The sequence below is a fragment of the Ferruginibacter paludis genome (assembly GCF_030409685.1).
In the GTDB taxonomy this organism is placed as follows: Bacteria; Bacteroidota; Bacteroidia; order Chitinophagales; family Chitinophagaceae; genus Ferruginibacter; species Ferruginibacter paludis.
Genome location: NZ_JAUFQJ010000026.1, coordinates 1 through 18,575, shown reverse-complemented (window position 1 = coordinate 18,575; position 18,575 = coordinate 1). Strand labels below are relative to the sequence as shown.

At 39.5% G+C, this 18,575-nt stretch carries 19 protein-coding genes; 11 read left to right on the top strand and 8 right to left on the bottom strand.

Going from position 1 to position 18,575, the window contains the following annotated elements; genetic code table 11:
* Nucleotides 1–19 precede the first annotated feature (19 nt).
* On the bottom strand, nt 20–1,888 hold the full coding sequence (gene mnmG / locus QWZ08_RS27970) for a tRNA uridine-5-carboxymethylaminomethyl(34) synthesis enzyme MnmG (RefSeq protein WP_290341312.1): 1,869 nt from the start codon (nt 1,886–1,888) through the stop codon (nt 20–22).
* Nucleotides 1,889–2,013: 125 nt separating this feature from the next.
* Nucleotides 2,014–2,436: an rRNA maturation RNase YbeY gene (gene ybeY, locus QWZ08_RS27965; protein WP_290341311.1), complete on the bottom strand. Its 423-nt coding sequence runs from the start codon at nt 2,434–2,436 to the stop codon at nt 2,014–2,016.
* A gap of 70 nt (nt 2,437–2,506) precedes the next feature.
* Here ybeY and QWZ08_RS27960 point away from each other — a divergent pair, with 70 nt between their 5' ends.
* Complete coding sequence (locus QWZ08_RS27960; RefSeq protein ID WP_290341310.1) at nt 2,507–2,767, top strand: FeoA family protein; 261 nt, start codon at nt 2,507–2,509, stop codon at nt 2,765–2,767.
* Complete coding sequence (gene nadD / locus QWZ08_RS27955) at nt 2,764–3,333, top strand: nicotinate (nicotinamide) nucleotide adenylyltransferase (protein ID WP_290341307.1); 570 nt, start codon at nt 2,764–2,766, stop codon at nt 3,331–3,333. The genes QWZ08_RS27960 and nadD overlap by 4 nt, the downstream gene beginning before the upstream one ends.
* A gap of 1 nt (nt 3,334) precedes the next feature.
* On the opposite strand, the gene QWZ08_RS27950 is transcribed toward nadD, so the two are convergent.
* The 3 genes from QWZ08_RS27950 to nadA all read right to left on the bottom strand — a co-directional run bounded on the left by QWZ08_RS27950 (nt 3,335) and on the right by nadA (nt 6,683).
* The gene (locus QWZ08_RS27950) at nt 3,335–4,543 is read right to left on the bottom strand and encodes a chromate transporter (protein ID WP_290341305.1); all 1,209 of its coding nucleotides are present in this window, start codon (nt 4,541–4,543) and stop codon (nt 3,335–3,337) included.
* 126 nt (nt 4,544–4,669) lie between these two features.
* On the bottom strand, nt 4,670–5,611 hold the full coding sequence (locus QWZ08_RS27945) for an isopenicillin N synthase family dioxygenase (protein ID WP_290341302.1): 942 nt from the start codon (nt 5,609–5,611) through the stop codon (nt 4,670–4,672).
* Nucleotides 5,612–5,678: 67 nt separating this feature from the next.
* Nucleotides 5,679–6,683 carry a quinolinate synthase NadA gene (nadA, locus tag QWZ08_RS27940; RefSeq protein WP_290341300.1) on the bottom strand — a complete coding sequence of 335 codons (1,005 nt, stop codon included), beginning with the start codon at nt 6,681–6,683 and terminating at the stop codon, nt 5,679–5,681.
* A gap of 561 nt (nt 6,684–7,244) precedes the next feature.
* Here nadA and QWZ08_RS27935 point away from each other — a divergent pair.
* From QWZ08_RS27935 to QWZ08_RS27905, 7 genes are all read left to right on the top strand, one after another.
* Complete coding sequence (locus QWZ08_RS27935; protein ID WP_290341298.1) at nt 7,245–9,371, top strand: peptidylprolyl isomerase; 2,127 nt, start codon at nt 7,245–7,247, stop codon at nt 9,369–9,371.
* Between the two features lie 133 nt (nt 9,372–9,504).
* The gene (locus QWZ08_RS27930; protein WP_290341296.1) at nt 9,505–10,017 is read left to right on the top strand and encodes a DUF2480 family protein; all 513 of its coding nucleotides are present in this window, start codon (nt 9,505–9,507) and stop codon (nt 10,015–10,017) included.
* Between the two features lie 62 nt (nt 10,018–10,079).
* Complete coding sequence (locus QWZ08_RS27925) at nt 10,080–10,712, top strand: LysE family translocator (RefSeq protein ID WP_290341293.1); 633 nt, start codon at nt 10,080–10,082, stop codon at nt 10,710–10,712.
* Nucleotides 10,713–10,758: 46 nt separating this feature from the next.
* Nucleotides 10,759–11,313, top strand: coding sequence for a hypothetical protein (locus QWZ08_RS27920; protein ID WP_290341291.1), 555 nt, complete (start codon nt 10,759–10,761; stop codon nt 11,311–11,313).
* 32 nt (nt 11,314–11,345) lie between these two features.
* On the top strand, nt 11,346–12,026 hold the full coding sequence (mtgA, locus tag QWZ08_RS27915) for a monofunctional biosynthetic peptidoglycan transglycosylase (RefSeq protein ID WP_290341289.1): 681 nt from the start codon (nt 11,346–11,348) through the stop codon (nt 12,024–12,026).
* 130 nt (nt 12,027–12,156) lie between these two features.
* Complete coding sequence (locus QWZ08_RS27910) at nt 12,157–13,230, top strand: iron-containing alcohol dehydrogenase family protein (RefSeq protein WP_290341287.1); 1,074 nt, start codon at nt 12,157–12,159, stop codon at nt 13,228–13,230.
* Nucleotides 13,231–13,261: 31 nt separating this feature from the next.
* The gene (locus QWZ08_RS27905) at nt 13,262–13,684 is read left to right on the top strand and encodes a putative signal transducing protein (RefSeq protein WP_290341285.1); all 423 of its coding nucleotides are present in this window, start codon (nt 13,262–13,264) and stop codon (nt 13,682–13,684) included.
* A 7-nt stretch (nt 13,685–13,691) separates the two neighbouring features.
* Here QWZ08_RS27905 and QWZ08_RS27900 read toward each other — a convergent pair whose 3' ends face one another.
* From QWZ08_RS27900 to QWZ08_RS27890, 3 genes are all read right to left on the bottom strand, one after another.
* On the bottom strand, nt 13,692–14,660 hold the full coding sequence (locus tag QWZ08_RS27900) for a transglutaminase family protein (protein WP_290341283.1): 969 nt from the start codon (nt 14,658–14,660) through the stop codon (nt 13,692–13,694).
* 55 nt (nt 14,661–14,715) lie between these two features.
* A complete protein-coding gene (locus tag QWZ08_RS27895) occupies nt 14,716–15,651 on the bottom strand; it encodes an alpha-E domain-containing protein (RefSeq protein WP_290341279.1) in 936 nt (311 codons plus the stop codon).
* A gap of 143 nt (nt 15,652–15,794) precedes the next feature.
* Nucleotides 15,795–17,243 (bottom strand): circularly permuted type 2 ATP-grasp protein, encoded by a 1,449-nt coding sequence (locus tag QWZ08_RS27890; protein WP_290341277.1) that lies wholly within the window; start codon nt 17,241–17,243, stop codon nt 15,795–15,797.
* Between the two features lie 131 nt (nt 17,244–17,374).
* Here QWZ08_RS27890 and kdsB point away from each other — a divergent pair, with 131 nt between their 5' ends.
* Together kdsB and QWZ08_RS27880 are read left to right on the top strand one after the other, a co-directional pair.
* Nucleotides 17,375–18,103, top strand: a complete 729-nt coding sequence (gene kdsB, locus QWZ08_RS27885) for a 3-deoxy-manno-octulosonate cytidylyltransferase (protein WP_290341275.1) — start codon at nt 17,375–17,377, stop codon at nt 18,101–18,103.
* Between the two features lie 135 nt (nt 18,104–18,238).
* The coding region (locus QWZ08_RS27880; RefSeq protein WP_290341272.1) for a transposase at nt 18,239–18,575 on the top strand (337 nt) is incomplete at its 3' end.

Genomic DNA, 18,575 nt, shown 5'->3' with positions numbered 1-18,575 from the left:
TTAAACTTTTCCTCTTTATTTACCTGCCCATAAATACCATCAATATCTGCACGTCGCTCGGGTTAACACCAGATATGCGGGAGGCCTGACCAAGCGTGCGTGGTCTTATCTTGGTAAATTTTTGACGGGCTTCGTTACTAAGCGAAACCAGTTTTGTATAATTGAAATTATCGGGAATAATAAGATCTTCCAACGTGCTCATTTTAGCTACCAGTTCCCGCTCCTTCTCAATGTAGGTATCGTACTTTGTTACGATCTCAACCTGTTCAAGCGTTTCAGTATCAAACTCTTCTAATGCCAATTTAATTCTTGCCACGGAAACTTGCATATCTGTCAGGCTTATGTTTGGTCTAAGCAGCAATTGCAAGATTTTCTGCTTATTTACCAATGGAGCGGATTGAACACTTCCTAAAAATTCGTTTATTTCTCCCGGTTCCACTGATAGCATGCTTAATAAGTCTGTTGCCTTCTTTACTCCTGTTATTTTGCCTTCTACTCTATCCATTCTTTCTTGGGAGGCAAGGCCTAATTTATAGCTTAATGGTGTCAGGCGCACGTCCGCATTATCCTGTCTTAAAAGTGTTCTGAATTCTGCCCTGCTGGTAAACATACGGTAAGGTTCATCTGTGCCCTTGTTAATCAGATCATCGATCAAAACACCAATATAAGCTTCGCTCCTTTTCAATACCAGCGGTTCCAGTTCTTTTACTTTCTGATGTGCATTGATTCCCGCCATTAAACCCTGACAGGCAGCCTCTTCATACCCGGTAGTACCGTTTATCTGACCTGCAAAAAATAGATTTTGAACCTGTTTGGTTTCCAGGCTGAACTGCAACTGGGTGGGTGGAAAAAAGTCGTATTCAATCGCATATCCCGGGCGGAACATTTTGCAGTTTTCAAAACCAGGAACCAGTTTAAGTGCCTGGTATTGAACTTGTTCAGGTAAGGAAGAGGAAAATCCGTTTACATATATCTCGACAGTGCTAAAACCTTCTGGCTCTACAAACAACTGGTGCCTGTCTCTTTCTGCAAACCGGTTTATTTTATCCTCAATACTTGGACAATATCGTGGACCAGTACCTTTTATTCGCCCCTGGAACATCGGACTCTTTTCAAACCCTGTTTTCAATATATCATGAACCTGCTCGTTGGTATAGGTCATCCAGCAACTTCTTTGTTGTTCAGGCTTTATTCTGGGCACATTAAGAAAACTAAATCCTGTTATCTGCTCATCCCCCTTTTGTTCCTCCATCTTACTATAATCCAAACTGCGCCCATCGATTCTTGGAGGTGTTCCTGTTTTTAAACGCTGACTTTCAAATCCGAGACTGACAAGTTGTTCAGTAATACCAGTAGCTGCCTTTTCGGCCATTCTGCCCCCGCCCAATTGCCTTTCACCAATATGAATTACCCCATTTAGGAAGGTTCCATTGGTTAATACCACAGCCTTACTTTTAATTTCATGACCAAGCCCGCTTATAACACCACTTACCCTGCCACCCTTGATGAGCAAGCCATTTACCATATCCTGGTAAAAATCAACATTTGGAGTTTGTTCCAGCATCTCCCGCCACTTACCGGCAAACAGCATCCGGTCGCTTTGAGCTCTGGGGCTCCACATTGCCGGGCCTTTTGATCTGTTCAGCATCCTGAACTGTATCATGCTTTGATCGGTTACAATACCGCTATATCCTCCCATGGCATCTATTTCCCTCACTATCTGTCCTTTAGCTATACCGCCCATAGCCGGATTACAACTCATTTGAGCAATGGTTTGCATATTCATGGTAATTAACAGCACTTTACTGCCCAAGTTAGCTGCAGCTGCAGCTGCCTCACAACCGGCATGTCCGGCTCCTACTACTATAACATCATATTCTGGAAACATTTTGCAAAGATACAATCGTCAAAATGGTTTTTAAAGGTCGTTTAAAGGATGAATCCCTCTTATCGAGGTGTTCCACGTGGAACAGCTATAAATAAACTTGGCTTTGAATGTTCCACGTGGAGCATTTAGCCAAAATATTCGTTGAGTGTTCTATCCTCCATTCTAGTCATCAAAGCTTTATCTTTCTTCGTCTTATCTTTAAAACCACAAAGGTGAAGTACTCCATGAAAGATAATCCTGTGTAACTCATTATTGATAGTTACCTTATTAGTCATCGCGTTCTCTTTGATCCTATCCAGGCTGATATAAATCTCGCCTTCTATAACTTGTGGATCCTCTGATAAATTGAAGGTTACTATATCTGTGTAATACTCATGCTGCAAGAAATCCCTGTTTATCTTAAAAAGATACTCGTCGGTACAGAAAATGATACTGAGATTATTCAATGACCTCATATTGGAAGCAAACAAATGCTGAATAAATTTCTTCAATCTACGCCTTTCTCTAAGCGCAATCCTTGCATCAATAAAAAAAAATTGTACTCCCATGATAATATATCGGATAACGAAATTATAGAACAATTACGAATGAATACTTTTGCATTAATAAAACACCAAGATGGATCGTAAATTATCGGAAATTAAAGTTGGTAAATCAGTTACCATTAAGTCTTTTGAAAAAGATGATATTTTTCTTAAGCTAATGGAAATGGGGTGTGTTCCTGGCGAAGTTATCATGGTAGACCAAATTGCACCATTGGGTGACCCTATTTCTATATTGGTCTCTGGCTATCACTTAAGCCTTAGGCTTAACGAAGCTGAAAATATATGGGTAGAAGAAATCCAGGTTGCAAACAAAAAAAATGATCCAGCTCTATGAGGATAGGCCTTTACTTTGGATCGTTTAATCCTGTTCATATTGGCCACTTAATCATTGCAAATTGCGCAATAAACAGCACAGCTCTTCAACAAGTATGGATGGTTGTATCTCCACAAAATCCGTTAAAACTTTCAGCTACATTACTAAATGAGTATTCAAGGCTCCATCTTATTCAAACTGCACTGGAGGGCGAGTATAATATCAAAGCGTCTAAAGTTGAATTTTCGCTGCCAAAACCCTCTTATACTATTGACACTTTAACCTATCTTAAAGAGCGGTATCCTCAACACCAGTTTTCAGTTATTATGGGAAGCGACAGCCTCTCAAATATAACAAAATGGAAAAACTACAAAAGGCTTTTGGAGGAATATGAACTGTTTGTCTACAAAAGACCCCGTTTTGATGTACTTGAAGGAGTCGGCCCAAAAGTTAATATTTTAGATGCTCCCTTACTTGAAATCTCATCTACCTATATTCGTGACCTGATTAAAGAAGGAAAATCAATCCGGTATCTTCTGCCAGATGCTGTAAAGGATGAAATTGAAAAAAATAACTATTACCGGTAGTCTAGCATATAAAGCCTAATAAGAGACAGAACAACACAATAACAGGTGCGGGAATTTTTGAAAACTTTAGAATAAGAAATGTACCTGCAATGACTGCAATATTTAACAATGCAACTCCATCAAATCCCAGAAGCGAAATATCCTTCAACAAAAACAAAGTTGATCCCGAAATCAAACCAACCACCACCGCATTAATACCTTCGAGCGCCCGGTAAACTACAATGAATTTTTTTAGATTTTGCCAGACTGGAAAAAAAAATAACACCAACAAAGCACTGGGTAGAAAAATGCCAACTGATCCTATTACACAGCCTAAAAGCTGGCTTATTGTACCCTGCTTTTTTAATGCAATTCCGCCTGTATAAGAAGCAATAGAAAATACGGGTCCCGGTATAGCCCGTACTATTCCCGCTCCTGTCAGTAATTCGCTCTTATCAATCTTTATAATATTTTGTGAACCACTGGCAAACTTAGGTGCAGTGGGCCTGACAACATATTGATCAAGCATCATGGGTATCAGCACATCGCCGCCTCCAAAAACAAAACTGCCGAATCTGTAAAAGTTTTCGAACAAGTTATAAGCCTTCCTGTTCTGCCACTCTTGCTTTCTCGCAGTTTCGCTTAAATAACCAGCTACCAGGAAAATCAGCACAAATAGCCAAATATTTGTCCAGCGGATTTGCCTTGGCCTAATCTTCTCTTTTTCCGGGATACGGTTACTACTAAAATTTGTAGTAATTCCTCCTAAAATAATTAGTACAGGAAATACCCACGGAGTTTTAAAAAGCAAAAATGTTATAATGGTAGCGCTTACCATTATAATCCTGGTAATCAAATTATTTACTGAAATGCCAAACGTTTTCACTGCAGCATAAGCCAGAAAACCAATTGCCATAGGCTGGATAAATTGAAACAGTCCCGTCTGAAGATTGGCTGTTCCAATCTTGCTTACCACAAATGACAGCAGGCCCATTAAAATGCATGCCGGTAAAATCCAAATTATCAAAGTAGCTACCGCCAGTGAAATTCCTCCTCTTTTATAGCCAATTAAGGTTAGCGTTTGGGTAGAAGATGCTCCAGGCAGCATCTGGCAAAACGACACGTATTCCATTAATTCTTCTTTTGTAACATCCCTTCGCTTTTCAACGAAAGTTTTCATCATCATACCCAGATGCCCCTGAGGACCACCGAAAGCAGTGACGCTATGCAAAAGAACCGATTTCAGAAATGGAATATGCCGCAGAAACTTCAACTTAATATATTCTAATTAAAAATCACTTTGTAAGATGTAATAAAACAAAAATAGTTGGGTTATCAAATCAAAGTACCCGTTAGTTTACTTTTTTAGACCAATCTCCCGTAAGCGTTCATCCAGATATTCCCCGGCGGTTATATCGTCGTAAGCTTTAGTATTCTCTTTATCCACGCAATTATCAAGGCAACGCAAACTCATAGCTGATACCGGATGCAAAAAAAATGGTATCGAAAACCGGGATGTATGCCACAATTCCCTTGATGGGTTAACTACCCTGTGGGTAGTACTTCTTAGCTTGTTATTTGTAAATCTCTGCAACATATCACCAACATTTACAACTATTTGATCTGGTAATGATGTTACAGGAATCCATTTATTTTGACGGTTAAGAATCTCTAATCCATCCGCAGAAGCACCTACCAATAAAGTAATCAGGTTGATATCCTCATGTTGTTCAGCACGAATCGCAGATTTCGGTTCTTCTGTTATAGGTGGATAATGTATTGCACGTAAAATAGAATTGCCGTTTTTTATAAAGGGCTCAAAATAAAACTCCTCCAAGCCAAGATAAAGTGATATTGCCTGCAACAAAGCACCGCCCGATTTCTCAAAAGCCCGGTATGCTTTCTCAAATATTTCATTAAAACCATCTACTTCTTTTACGGAAATATTTGGCGGGTATTCTTCAGCGGAGAAACCGTCAAGGGGAACCTGCCCGTATTGGTAGAATTCCTTTAAATCTGCAGCTTCACTTCCCTTTGCATGCTCTTTACCGAATGATGTATATCCCCGCTGGCCTGCAAGTACAGGATCCTCATAGGTAACTTTCTGCAATGCGGGTAATGAAAAAAACTGCTGCACCCTCAAATAGAGGTCATTAATGAGCTCAGCTGAAACACCATGGTTCTTCACCGCTACAAAACCTACCTCTTCATACGCTTCCCCTAACGCCCTCACAAAGCTTTTTTTCGACTCATTAGTGCCTTTTACAAAATCATCCAGATCAACTGATGGTATATTCATAAACAACTTTATTGTGAATGTGCAATCGAATTAAGCGTTAAATTGATAACAAACGAAATTAAATGTACTACAAACCATATTGCTTGCTTATTTCAAGCATCCTTTGTATTGGTCTTTTAGCGGCAACAATCAATTTTTCATCCATTGTAATTTCGGGCGTTTCATATTCCATGCATAAATACAATTTCTCTAACGTATTCAATTTCATATGCGGACAGTCATTGCAGGCACAGCTGTTATTCGGTGGTGCCGGAATAAACGTCTTATCCGGGCTGCTTTTTTGCATCTGGTGTAAAATACCTGTCTCTGTAACTACAATAAATTCATTTGCATTGCTGTCAATAGAATATTTTAATAAACCTGTAGTACTACCCACATAGTCTGCAACCCGTAATACAGCATCTTCACACTCGGGATGTGCTATTACTTTAGCATTGGGATGGCGCACTTTCAACTTAATAATCTTTTCCAGGCTAAAAATTTCGTGAACCATACATGCACCATTCCAAAGTACCATATCCCTTCCTGTCTTCTTATTTAAATAAGCACCCAGGTTTTTATCAGGGGCAAAGATTATTTTTTGCTCACGGGGAAGACTCTCTATTATTTTCTCCGCATTGCTGCTGGTACAGATAATATCACTTAGTGCCTTCATACCTGCAGAACAATTAATGTAGCTGATTACAATATGATCAGGATATTTATCCCTGAATAACTTGAATAATTCCGGCGGAGCACTGTCACTCAATGAACAACCCGCTTTTAAATCCGGAAGCAATACTTTTTTATGGGGATTTAAAATCTTGGCTGTTTCTGCCATAAAATGAACGCCTGCAAAAACGATGATGTCTGCGCTTGTCTTCTCAGCCTGTTGCGCCAACCCAAGACTATCACCAATAAAATCCGCAACATCCTGTATATCCGGCTCCTGGTAATAATGTGCCAGCACAATTGCATTCTTTTCTTTCTTCAATTTTTCAATCTCAGCAAATAAATCTATGCCCGGGTCAATATCAATATCTAAAAAACCTGCTGTTTCAATATTGGCTTTTGCAGTGTTAATATCTCTCATAATATGTTTTAGTATTTCTTATTTTTAAATTAACCTACTACTATTAGGGATGTTAATTTGTGGAAATAAATATTTCTGATTTTTTGTAAAATTAAATTAATCATCTTATCCACCATCATCCACACCTAATTAACATTTTATATTAACTACATGTTACAGTACATTTTCTAATCCACTCATCATTCCCAGCTTCTGCAATAATTTTTTCTCACACCGGTGCATAAAATTCAATGCTGAAAAATAAATTGATTTATTGAATTTCATCTATGTTAATGAACTACCTGATAAACTGTTATTGATGCACACCCTTTATAATTCTTCGTTGCTAACACCAAACTTTTGCTCCAACTCTCCCCTTTTTCTGAAGAAGAATAGTACGTTTATGCACAGTAATGCATGTTTATACACAGCCCCCTGTTAATATTAATAAGCATAAAAAATTTACAATAAAATTCATTTTTTAATAATGCTGGTGGTGCTGCAATTGCGCCTTGTTATCCACAGTTTGTTAATATATATAATTACCCTATTTTTGCCGTCCATTTTAATATAAGTATAACAATGCAGATTATTCAGAATATTCGTGAAAAAGGATCAGCCATAGTAATCGGTGTGATTGCCCTGAGTTTAATTGGTTTTATAATGATGGATTCCAGAACTGCAAGCAGCCGAAGCAGTTCCAGTTCTTCCATTGGTAAAATTAACGGAGAGACAATAGACAGCAAAACTTTAGTTGATAAAGTAAAACAGCTGGAAGATCAGCGTGGTGGCCATGTTTCCGGATCTGAATTATACCAGTTGCGCCAAAGTGCATGGGACCAGTTGGTAGCCGAAAAAGTCTTAAGCAGCGAATTTGATAAATTGGGTCTTGTTTTTTCTCCAAAAGAATTAAGCAGTATACTTTTTAGTGAAGATGCACCGCAAACATTAAAGCAGGCATTTACTGATAAGACAACGGGACAATACGATATAAATAAAGCGAAGGAATGGTGGCTGCAGGCAAAAAAAGCAAAAGGTGAACAAAGAGATGCCATAGATGCACAAATTGTGGAACCATTGATTTTACAAACGCTTGCCAATAAATACAGCAGTTTGATAGCAGCAAGTGCCTATTATCCGACCTGGATGCAGGAAAAAGAAAATGCTGAGACAAATAGTTTTGCCAACATTTCTTACGTTTCAGTTCCATATAACACCATCAGCGATAGCACCGTAAAAGTGAGCGACGATGAATTAACAGATTATATGGGTAAGCATAAAAATATTTATAAGCAGGATGGTGGAAGAATAATCTCTTACGTTAGTTTTAGTGCGCTTCCCAGCAATTCGGACACCGTTAAAACTTTTGAACTGGTAAGTAATTTAAAAAGTGCTTTTGCTGCGGACACCAATTCAAAGGCATTTGTAGCAAGAAATATGAGTGCCATCGCTTTTGATGACAGTTATACACTGAAGTCAAAATTAACGATGTCTCAAAAAGATTCTGTTGCAGCATTATCAAACGGCGCTGTATTCGGGCCTTACCTGGATGGTAAAAATATTGTGCTGGCAAAAATGCTCGGCAGCCGCCAGTTACCTGATAGCGTTAAATGCCGTCACATATTAATAGCAACAAAAAATCAGCAAACTGGAGAGCCAATATTAAGTGACAGTTTGGCTAAAGCAAGAATAGATAGTATTGCTTCTGCCATAAAAGGCGGAGCAGATTTTAATACAATGGTATTGAAGTATAGCGATGACCAGGGTAGTAAAGATAAAAAAGGAGAATACGATTTCAGTGCAGCACAATTAGCAGGCCCCAATTCACTTGCAAAAGAATTTGGAGAAACTATTTTCTACGGTGCAACCGGAGATAAAAAAGTAGTTAAGACTGAATTTGGCTATCACTATATTGAAGTGTTGAACCAGAAGAATTTTGAACCTGCTTATAAAATAGCCTACGTTGCCAAAGAGATTTTACCAAGCGACGAAACAATTAACGGTGCAAGTGCGCAGGCAACAAAAATGTACAATGAAGCCCGTGATGCAAAAGCAGTGGAAGCTTATGTTGCAAAGAACGGATTGAGAAAAATAGACATTCCTATGTTGGTTAAAGAGAATGATTACCAGTTTGGTTCACTGCAGGATGCAAGACAATTAATTAAATGGGCATTTGAAGCGAAGCAGGGTGATGTGAGCGAACCCTTTAATATAGAAGACCAGTTTGTTGTTGCAGTACTCGATAAAATTCAGCCAGAAGGTTTGCCAGATGCTAAAACAGCCAGGCCAATGGTTGAACAAACAGTGCGTAACCTGAAGAAAGCTGATGAGATAATAAAAAAACTAGGCTCATCATCAACCCTGGAGGCAGCAGCAGCAGCATACAAGGTGCAGGTAAATACTGCAGGTGCAGATTCAACTATAACGTTTTCATCTCAGATAATTAATGGTGTGGGCCAGGAACCAAAAGTAATTGGTGCAGCTTTTAATAAAGCCAACCAGACAAAAGCATCCGAACCGATTGCCGGAACAAATGGTGTTTATGTTATAAAGGTGAACAGTATAGGAAATAAAGCTGCGGTTGCACCAGAACTTGCTACCACTCAGGTTGCAGAAAAAACCCGGACGATGGTGCAAACAACCTATAGCTTTTTTGAATCGCTGAAGAAAATCGCTGATATAAAAGATAACAGAAGCAAAATTTTTTAGGTTAACAAACGTATTTTAACCGGGCATAAGCCCGGTTTTTTTATGTCCTGACTATAGCCTTGCCAGTAAACTTTTTCGTCAATCGAAAGTGATAGTAAACAAAACAAATCCTATTAGTGTTAATTTTGTACTGATGGAAGAAACATTTGTAAATAAAGTAAGTGAGAGTGGAATTCTGTCATTAAATCTGGAAGAGTATTATCCAAAGGAGACAGAAATTGCATTGTTTGATATGAAGGACTATTTATTTATGGGCCTGATATTAAAAGAAAAGGATTTTAGGGAGAATCTTAAAACACTTGATCTGACAGCTTATACGGATAAAATTGTAGCTGTTACCTGCAGTGCCGATGCAGTTATACCCATGTGGGCATACATGCTCGTGGCGAGTAACCTTCAACCCGTTGCCAGGGAAGTAACATTTGGCACCGTTGAGGAAATAAAAAAAATGACGTTGTTAAAAAATATTAACCAGTTGCCTGTTGACGAATATCATGATAAACGAGTTGTAATAAAAGGCTGCGGTGAAATACCTGTTGGAGAAGCAGCTTATTTGCTGGCCACGCAAATTTTAAGGCCAGTCGCTAAAAGCATTATGTACGGCGAGCCCTGCAGTACCGTACCTATCTTCAAAAAAAAGCAGTAAATTTCCTGCGTCGGCTTTATTTTTTATCTTCACTTCCTTTCTCTACACCTCATCATGCATGAATGACTGAAGCATTGTTAAAAGGTTTTGCCATTAGCCTGTTGCTGATTTTTTCAGTTGGTCCGGTCGCTTTTACAATTCTTAAACAAAGTATCAATAATGGCCGTGGTGGCGGTTTTAGTTTTGTTGCTGGCGTTTGGCTAAGCGATCTTTTGCTGGTGTTGTTAAGCAACGTGTTTACAGAGTGGGTTGCCGAACTTATGGATTTTAAAAAAGTAATCGGCTTTACCGGAAGCTGTTTACTGATAGCAATGGGGATATATTATTTGTTCTTTAAAAAAATACACATTAAGGAAGACGAAAACCAAATTGTTATAACCGCCCGAACGCATGCGAAACTGGTTGTCTCCGGATTTTTTATAAACACGTTAAATCCGGCGCTGTTGCTTTTTTGGCTTACAACAGCTACAGCTCTTGCAGTAACGCACACCATTAATCAGCGTATAATAATTTTTGCTACCTGCCTTATAATAAACAGTGCCGCCGATATTGTAAAAGTAATATTAGCAGGTAAGCTCAGAAGCAAACTCAACGAAAAGAATATATCTCTCATCAATAAAATCTCCGGCTTAATACTCGTGATATTCGGGATTGTGATTATAGCGGGTGTATTTTATTCAACAGCCAAACATTAACCAATCAATTACGTGTAATCTGACTCACTTGCACTTATTTTACAGTATGAAGCCACTGCTTTTCATTGTCGCTGCTTTTATTTCGCTGCAGGTTTTTTGTCAGAGCGCAGATTTCATCCTGCTAAAAAAACACGACCGCACCATCGGCACATATTACAAGGGAAATAATATTGCTTTTACAAATCCACAAGGCAGTTATATTGAAGCCCTGATTACCGATATAAAAAACGACACCCTATTTTTAAGACAATTTATCATAAGGCAGGTACCCACAACACTGGGAGTATATATGCTGGATACTGTTGCGAGCTACCGCTATCAGTATAATTATAAAGACATAAAAGCCATAGGCCGGGCTGGTGGTAAATTCAATGTGTCCGGCAGTGCGGCAGCGCTTATGGGCGGCGGCGCTTTACTAACAGTTGCCAGCGGTGTTGTTTATTTAGCCGATAGAAATAAATTTAGTCCGCAGTTAATGGTGGGCTCCATGGCTCTGGGAGGTATTGGATACCTGATGGCCAGGTTAACCGGAAAAGGAATGATCATAGGAAAAAAATATTCACTCGTATATGTGGAAGTAAGCAATAATAAAAAGCCATAAGCTATATTGCACAAAATTAACGGCCCATTCCTATGCAGAAAGCCTGGCATATTTGTAAAAAAATTTTTTTGTGGCTTTTTATTTTACAGTTTGTATACATCCTTTTTTGTAAATGGATCAATCCCCCCATCACGCTTACACAAACAGCAAGTCTTTTAACGGGCAATGGTTTACACAGAGATTATGTTTCCTTTAATGAAATGAGCCCTAATATAAAACTGGCTGTTATGGCGAGTGAAGACCAGCTGTTTCCAGAACACAATGGTTTTGACATTAAGGCGATAAAGAAAGCCATGACCTACAACAAAAAACATGCAACCAAAGTTCGTGGTGCCAGCACCATCAGCCAGCAGGTTGCTAAGAATGTTTTTTTATGGCAGGGCAGAACTTTTATCAGAAAGGGCCTGGAAGTGTATTTTACTTTTATGATTGAAAAAGCGTGGAGTAAAAAACGCATATTGGAAATGTATTTGAATGTAGCAGAAATGGGAAAAGGAATTTTTGGCGTACAGGCCGCGGCAAAAGCGTTTTTTAACAAAGACGCTAAAAACCTCACCAGGTCCGAAGCTGCCATGATAGCAGCAGCATTGCCTAACCCCAAAGTGTTTACGGTGAAACCGCTGAGTAATTATGTGGCCAGGCGTTATCCTGAAATAATGCGTCAAATGGATAACCTAGATGGTGACGAAGGAATTGACGACCTTACAAAATAAATCAGGCCTTTTTTCTGCAAAAAATAGTGTTTTATTTTGGTGCCTGGCAGCCGGGCTAATCTTACCCGGGGTAATAACCTTAACAAAAATAGTTTGCTTTCATATAGCTGTTTTAGTAGAAATTTGCACAATGAATTTTAGAAACTTCAAAATGATTGGCTATGTTATTTACGGACGTGGCGCTTTCAATCAATTAGATGAAATTTTGCAACCCAACAGAAAGGGTGATGCACCCATGATATTTTTAGTAGATCATTTTTTTCAAAATAAAACGCTTGCCAATCGTGTTCCTTTGCGGGGAAAAGACAAAATCATTTTTGTAGACGTTACGAATGAACCGAAAACCACATACGTAGATAAACTGGCTGGTGATTTAAAAGATGAGTTTGGTACAGTGAGTGGCATCATTGGTTTAGGTGGAGGATCTGCAATGGACCTGGCGAAAGCTGTTTCACTGATGATGAATAACCCGGGCAGCAGTGCCGATTACCAGGGATGGGATTTGGTAAAAAATGCCGGCGTGTATAAAGTCGGTATTCCTACCTTAAGTGGCACCGGTGCTGAAGTAAGTCGTACGACTGTTTTAACAGGCCCAACAAAAAAACTGGGCATGAATTCGGACTTTACACCATTTGATCAGATAGTACTTGATCCTGAGTTAACCGCCAATGCACCTGCCAATCAGCGTTTTTATACCGGTATGGATTGCTATATACATTGTATCGAAAGTCTTACGGGCACTTATTTAAACGAGTTCAGCAAAAGTTATGGCGAAAAAGCATTGCAGCTTTGCCGCGACGTATATGTAGCAAAAAATGGCTGGGACGAAACAAGTGACGACAAATTAATGATGGCATCTTACGCCGGAGGAATGAGTATAGCTTATAGCCAGGTAGGTGTTGCCCACGCCGTAAGTTACGGATTGAGTTACCTGTTGGGAACCAAGCATGGCATTGGCAATTGTATTGTATTCAATCACCTCGAAGACTATTATCCCGAAGGTGTAAAAGAATTTAAGTACATGGTTGAAAAAAACCAGATAGATATTCCCCAAAAAATCTGTGCCAATTTAACCAATGAAGAATTTGACAAAATGATTGACGTGTCGCTGGGCATGAAACCACTTTGGGAAAATGCCCTGGGTAAAAACTGGGAACAACAAATTACCCGGACAACCTTAAGAAAATTGTACGAAAAGTTATAAGCAGGCGTCAATACAAGCACAAATTTACAACATGGATTTAGAAACCGTAAAAACATTCGACAGCTATTTTTTAGCGAATATTATCCTGGGTCGTTTACAGGCTGAGGGCATTGAATGCTATTTAAAAGATGAAACAACGGTTACCATGGACCCCATTTTAACCAATGCCATTGGTGGTATAAAGCTGGTTGTCAAAAGCGATCAGGTAGATGCCGTAAAAGCTATTTTAAAAGGTTACGATGAGGAATATCTTAACGCGGCAACCTGCCCCCGGTGCGGCGCCCACCAGTTTAGTTATATTGCCAAACCTGGCGTAACCAATTTTTTAACTGCGGTTGTTACAACGATTTTTGGCAGTTATGCCGTTGCTCCGGACTATGTCTATCAATGTGGTAATTGTGGCTATGAGAGCGAGCGCTTGCCGGGCTATGATACAGATTTGATGGAAAAATAGACCTTTCCTACTGCTGCTGCTGCTGCATTTCCATATATTTCCGGTACGAATTATTGATAGTACCATCTTCATTTAGTTTTACCGTTACAACCTGTGGTGTTAAAACAGCCGAGATCTCTTTGGTTACCAGGCCATCTTCTGCAACGGAAACACCAACTTCCAGGCTTTGCTGGGCGGTACCTTTATAAGTGCCTTTAACTGGGGAGCAGTCGCTAAAGTTTCGCCCGATCGCAAGGCGTACGTGCCGATCATTTACAATACAATTGTTGGTAGGATCAAGGCCAAGCCATCCATAAAAAGGGATATAAGCTTCTACCCAGGCATGTGTTGCACCTTCGCCGCGAAGATCATTATCATGCGGACAAACATAGCCGCTTACATACCTGGCGGGGATGCCCAGCAGGCGCAACATTACCAATAGCATATGTGCAAAGTCTTGGCAAACGCCGGCCCTTAATTTCCATATTTCATCCAGCGTAGTTTCAACTCCTGTAATTCCTTTGATGTATTTGAAATTCTGATACACGTAAGTATTCAACTGCTGTACGGCTACGTACACAGAGACCGATTTATAAAAACCAGCATCGGCAATTTTTTTTACTTCACCCAGCGCAACAAAATTTTCCTGTTTTAAGAAATCAATAAAAGGCACAACATATCTTATCTGGTATAAATGATTCCATTGTTCTTCAATTGCAATATCATCTGCAGGAAATATTCTGAATTTTGTTACAACAGCAATAGTAGAATCAATTTTCAATTCCGTGTGTGGTTCAAGCGTCATAAACGTGCCGGCTTCGTTTCCATAATAATCTTTGAATACTTCTACAAAAGGTTCTCCTGTAATAACCAGTTGCTGGCTCTGTACTTCCTGATTCTCGTCTTTAACCGGAAACAACATAATCTGATTGGCGCTGTCTCTCACAGGTTCTTCATAAGTATATCTGGTTACATGATGTATAATAAATCTGGGCATAATTGTTATGTGCTTTAAATGTAGTGCTGGTAAAATGGTGTTTGCTGGTAAGTTGCTATGTATAAGAAAAATAGTTTTGACTCAGTGTTTTACCAATCACATAGAGATCATTTTTTGTTTCAGTTAAAAATTGGTGCAAGCCCTCCTGGAAAATGGTTTCAGGTGTAGAAAACTTCACTTTACTTTTCAGCTTTCCAATCATAAAATCCACCTGGTTAAAATCGTTTACGTTGCGTTCATTTTTTAAACGCTCGAAGTACCTGTGCAACCTGTTGACGGAATAAATGACTGACCTGGGAAAGTGATCATTTAAAATTACCTGCCCAACCACGTTGCGGGCCTCAAAGCCACCGCGGTAAGTTTTTAAATACAACTCATAACCGGAGATGGATAATAATAAATATTTCCAGTAAGTAGTATCCTTCGCCTCGTCCATATCATAGTTGCTGTCGCTGAACTTTACATCCAGGATATCTGCAGACTGAATGGCTCTTTCAATATACTTACCGATATTGATAAAAGAATTACCTTCTCCCCTGGCCATTGTAATATCTGTTGTGCCAAAATATAAAACCCCGTGTTTTATCAGCATATCCAGGATAGTGATCGGGTCATCTTTTTGTAACCATTCCGCAAGTTTTTCCTGCCGCACGGTATGATAAAAATCGTTCAGGCATTGCCACATTTCCTTGGTGATATGATCCTGCACACTGCGTCCATTTTCTCTCGCCAGTGTAACCATGTTCAACACAGAGTTGGGGTTATCCTTATCAATTACCATGTATTGTAACACGCCTCTTGTATTGTGCGCTAAAGCTGAAGCTTCTTCATCGTTTAAAAATGTAAAAATTTTCAGCACCGGTTTCCAGCTGAAGGCTTGTACATCATCCTGCGAAGATGCATAGTTGATTTTCAGCATCCGCAGAATGCCATCCGTTCTTTCCATATAACGGCTCATCCAGTATAAACTATCTGCAACTCTACTAAGCATAAATAAAAACAAAGCCTCCGATCTTTCCCAAAAAGGTTATGACAGGAATCTTTTTTTAATAAGGTGAATAATTATGTTTCAATGATATTATCAGACAAATAGTTGAGAAAGCTTTACTCTATCAACAGTACAGGTTTAACAACTTACTCAGCTAATACCCAGGTATCCTTACTGCCTCCACCCTGCGACGAGTTAACAACAAGCGAGCCTTCTTTTAAGGCCACCCTTGTTAAACCGCCCGGCACAATTTCAATTCCTCCCGGTCCGCATAATGCATATGGTCTCAGGTCAATCCTGCGTGGTGTTAATTTGCCGTCCATGTAACACGGCGCAGAAGATAAACTAATGATAGGCTGTGCAATAAATTGCCTTGGATCCAGTAACACTTCGGCCTTGTATTTAGTAATCTCTTCTTCCGTTGCTGCACTGCCCATCAGCATGCCGTATCCACCACTTTCGTTGGTTTTTTTAATCACCATTTCGGTAATATTTTTAAACACATGTTCCCGTTCTTCATCTTTACCCAAATGATAGGTTGGCACATTCTTTAAAATAGGTTCTTCGTTTAGGTAGTATCGTATCATTGCCGGAACGAAGGTGTAAATGGCTTTATCATCTGCTACGCCATTACCCACCGCATTTACAATAGCCACATTGCCTTTTCGGTAGGCGCTCATTATACCAGCAACACCCAGTCTGCTGTTGGCATCAAAAACCAAAGGGTCCAAAAAGTCATCATCTACCCTCCGGTAAATTACATCAACTTTCTGCAGCCCTGAAGTTGTTTTCATGTACACTTTGTGATTGTCAACCACCAGGTCACTTCCTTCTACCAACTCAACGCCCATCAGCCTTGCGAGGGTGGTATGCTCAAAATACGCAGAGTTATAAATGCCCGGCGTAAGTAAAACTACCGTAGGATTTTTTGTCTGTCTTGGCGAAAGAGATACCAGGTTTCTATGCAGTATAGTAGGGTATTCTGTTACACTGCGTACATTATTATTAGGCAGCAAATCTGGAAAAATACGCTTGGTAATTTCCCTGTTTTCCAGCATATAACTTACACCACTTGGCGTACGCAGGTTATCTTCCAGAATGTAAAATGAGCCATCATTATTACGTATTAAATCAATTCCGGAAATATGAATATAGATATCGTACGGCACAGGAAAATTATGCATTTCCCGCAGATAATGCGGGCAGCTGTAAATCATTTCCGCCGGCATTACACCGTCTTTAATAATGAACTGGCTACTGTAAATATCTTTTAAGAAAAGATTGAGCGCCCGAAGCCGTTGCTTAATGCCCTTTTCAATGAAGTCCCATTCTGACGCTGTGATAATCCGTGGAATAATATCGAAGGGAAATATCTTTTCGATGCCCTCACCACTGCTGTAAACGGTAAAGGTGATGCCCTGGCTCATGAACAGGCGTTTCGCCAATTCTTCTTTTTTATTGAGTTCATCAACCGAAAGTTGCTGCATAAACTCAACCGCCTTTTTGTATTGTTCCCTTACAGATGCATTGGCGTACATCTCGTCCCAGGTGTTGGCATCTACTAAATAAGACTGCAGTAACTCGCTTGTGTGCATAATAAATCGTTTTAGAGATTAGCTGGCATGCAAATCACAAAACCGATTATATTCAAATATAGCAAATGAATGTTGTTTTTGACAATGTGCCAAATTTTTACCTTTAACTTTATCGCTGTTAAATTTTACTGATGATAAAAATAGCAATGATACCGGCCCGGTATGCGGCCACCCGTTTTCCAGCCAAACTAATGCAGTTGCTGGGAGAAAAAACAGTTATCAGGCACACGTACGAAAATACGGTAGCCACCGGTTTATTTGATGAAGTGATAGTGGTGACAGATAGTGATATTATTTTTAAAGAGATTGTAGATAACGGGGGAAAAGCGAAAATGAGCGTCCGGCAACACGAAAGTGGCAGCGACCGGATTGCAGAAGCGGTAGCAGAAATGGATGCGGATATTGTTGTCAATGTACAAGGTGACGAGCCTTTTGTACAAAAGGAACCATTAAAAAAATTGCTGGATGTATTTGAAGGAATGGACGGCGAAAAAGTGCAGGTTGCTTCGCTGATGCAGGTATTAAAAGAACCACAGTTTATTGCTGACCCCAATTATGTAAAAGTGGCGGTGGATAGAAATATGAACGCCTTGATGTTTAGCCGCAGCGCAATCCCTTATCACCGCGATCAGCAGGTTAACCCAGTTTATTACGAGCACATTGGTGTATATGCCTTCCGCAAACAAGCACTTATGAATTTTACCAGCTGGCCGGTTACATCGCTGGAAGCAGCGGAAAAAATTGAATGTCTTCGCTATCTTGAATATGGCGTTCCATTAAAGATGATCGTTACACAATATATGGGTATTGAGATTGATACACCAGAAGATTTGTTGAGAGCTGCTGAGTTATTGAAATAGTATATTGAAGTTTTATTTAGTTAGTCGTCCCTCAAAAAGTTTACAATCCTATTGAATACTGTATTGTGCGGTATTTAATAGGATTTTTAATTGCCGGGTATTTGCAAATTTGTAAAAAAGCTTGCAAATTTATGAATGCTAATTACGCCAAAATACACTCCACAATTAGGTTTGTTTCATAGCCTGGGAGATCAGCTGGATGAGAAGCATCCATTATATCTGCTGGCCAATACAATTAATTGGTCTGTTTTTGAAGATGCTTTTAAAAAGCATTACAGTGAAAAAATGGGTAAGCCTGCCAAACCGATTCGGTTGATGGTATCACTGCTGATCTTAAAGTATGTTCGCAACATCAGTGATGAAAACCTGGTGGAGCAATGGTCTGAAAATATCTACTTTCAATATTTTAGTGGTGAGCAAAATTTTTGTGCCGATATTCCGTGTGTGCCTACTGAACTTGTTGCTTTTCGTC

Coding starts and splice junctions, on each gene's coding strand:
- mnmG (WP_290341312.1), bottom strand. CDS start 1,888: ATGTTTCCAGAATATGATGTTATAGTAGTAGGAGCCGGACATGCCGGT.
- ybeY (WP_290341311.1), bottom strand. CDS start 2,436: ATGGGAGTACAATTTTTTTTTATTGATGCAAGGATTGCGCTTAGAGAA.
- QWZ08_RS27960 (WP_290341310.1), top strand. CDS start 2,507: ATGGATCGTAAATTATCGGAAATTAAAGTTGGTAAATCAGTTACCATT.
- nadD (WP_290341307.1), top strand. CDS start 2,764: ATGAGGATAGGCCTTTACTTTGGATCGTTTAATCCTGTTCATATTGGC.
- QWZ08_RS27945 (WP_290341302.1), bottom strand. CDS start 5,611: ATGAATATACCATCAGTTGATCTGGATGATTTTGTAAAAGGCACTAAT.
- nadA (WP_290341300.1), bottom strand. CDS start 6,683: ATGAGAGATATTAACACTGCAAAAGCCAATATTGAAACAGCAGGTTTT.
- QWZ08_RS27935 (WP_290341298.1), top strand. CDS start 7,245: ATGCAGATTATTCAGAATATTCGTGAAAAAGGATCAGCCATAGTAATC.
- QWZ08_RS27930 (WP_290341296.1), top strand. CDS start 9,505: ATGGAAGAAACATTTGTAAATAAAGTAAGTGAGAGTGGAATTCTGTCA.
- QWZ08_RS27925 (WP_290341293.1), top strand. CDS start 10,080: ATGACTGAAGCATTGTTAAAAGGTTTTGCCATTAGCCTGTTGCTGATT.
- QWZ08_RS27920 (WP_290341291.1), top strand. CDS start 10,759: ATGAAGCCACTGCTTTTCATTGTCGCTGCTTTTATTTCGCTGCAGGTT.
- mtgA (WP_290341289.1), top strand. CDS start 11,346: ATGCAGAAAGCCTGGCATATTTGTAAAAAAATTTTTTTGTGGCTTTTT.
- QWZ08_RS27910 (WP_290341287.1), top strand. CDS start 12,157: ATGAATTTTAGAAACTTCAAAATGATTGGCTATGTTATTTACGGACGT.
- QWZ08_RS27905 (WP_290341285.1), top strand. CDS start 13,262: ATGGATTTAGAAACCGTAAAAACATTCGACAGCTATTTTTTAGCGAAT.
- QWZ08_RS27900 (WP_290341283.1), bottom strand. CDS start 14,660: ATGCCCAGATTTATTATACATCATGTAACCAGATATACTTATGAAGAA.
- QWZ08_RS27895 (WP_290341279.1), bottom strand. CDS start 15,651: ATGCTTAGTAGAGTTGCAGATAGTTTATACTGGATGAGCCGTTATATG.
- QWZ08_RS27890 (WP_290341277.1), bottom strand. CDS start 17,243: ATGCACACAAGCGAGTTACTGCAGTCTTATTTAGTAGATGCCAACACC.
- kdsB (WP_290341275.1), top strand. CDS start 17,375: ATGATAAAAATAGCAATGATACCGGCCCGGTATGCGGCCACCCGTTTT.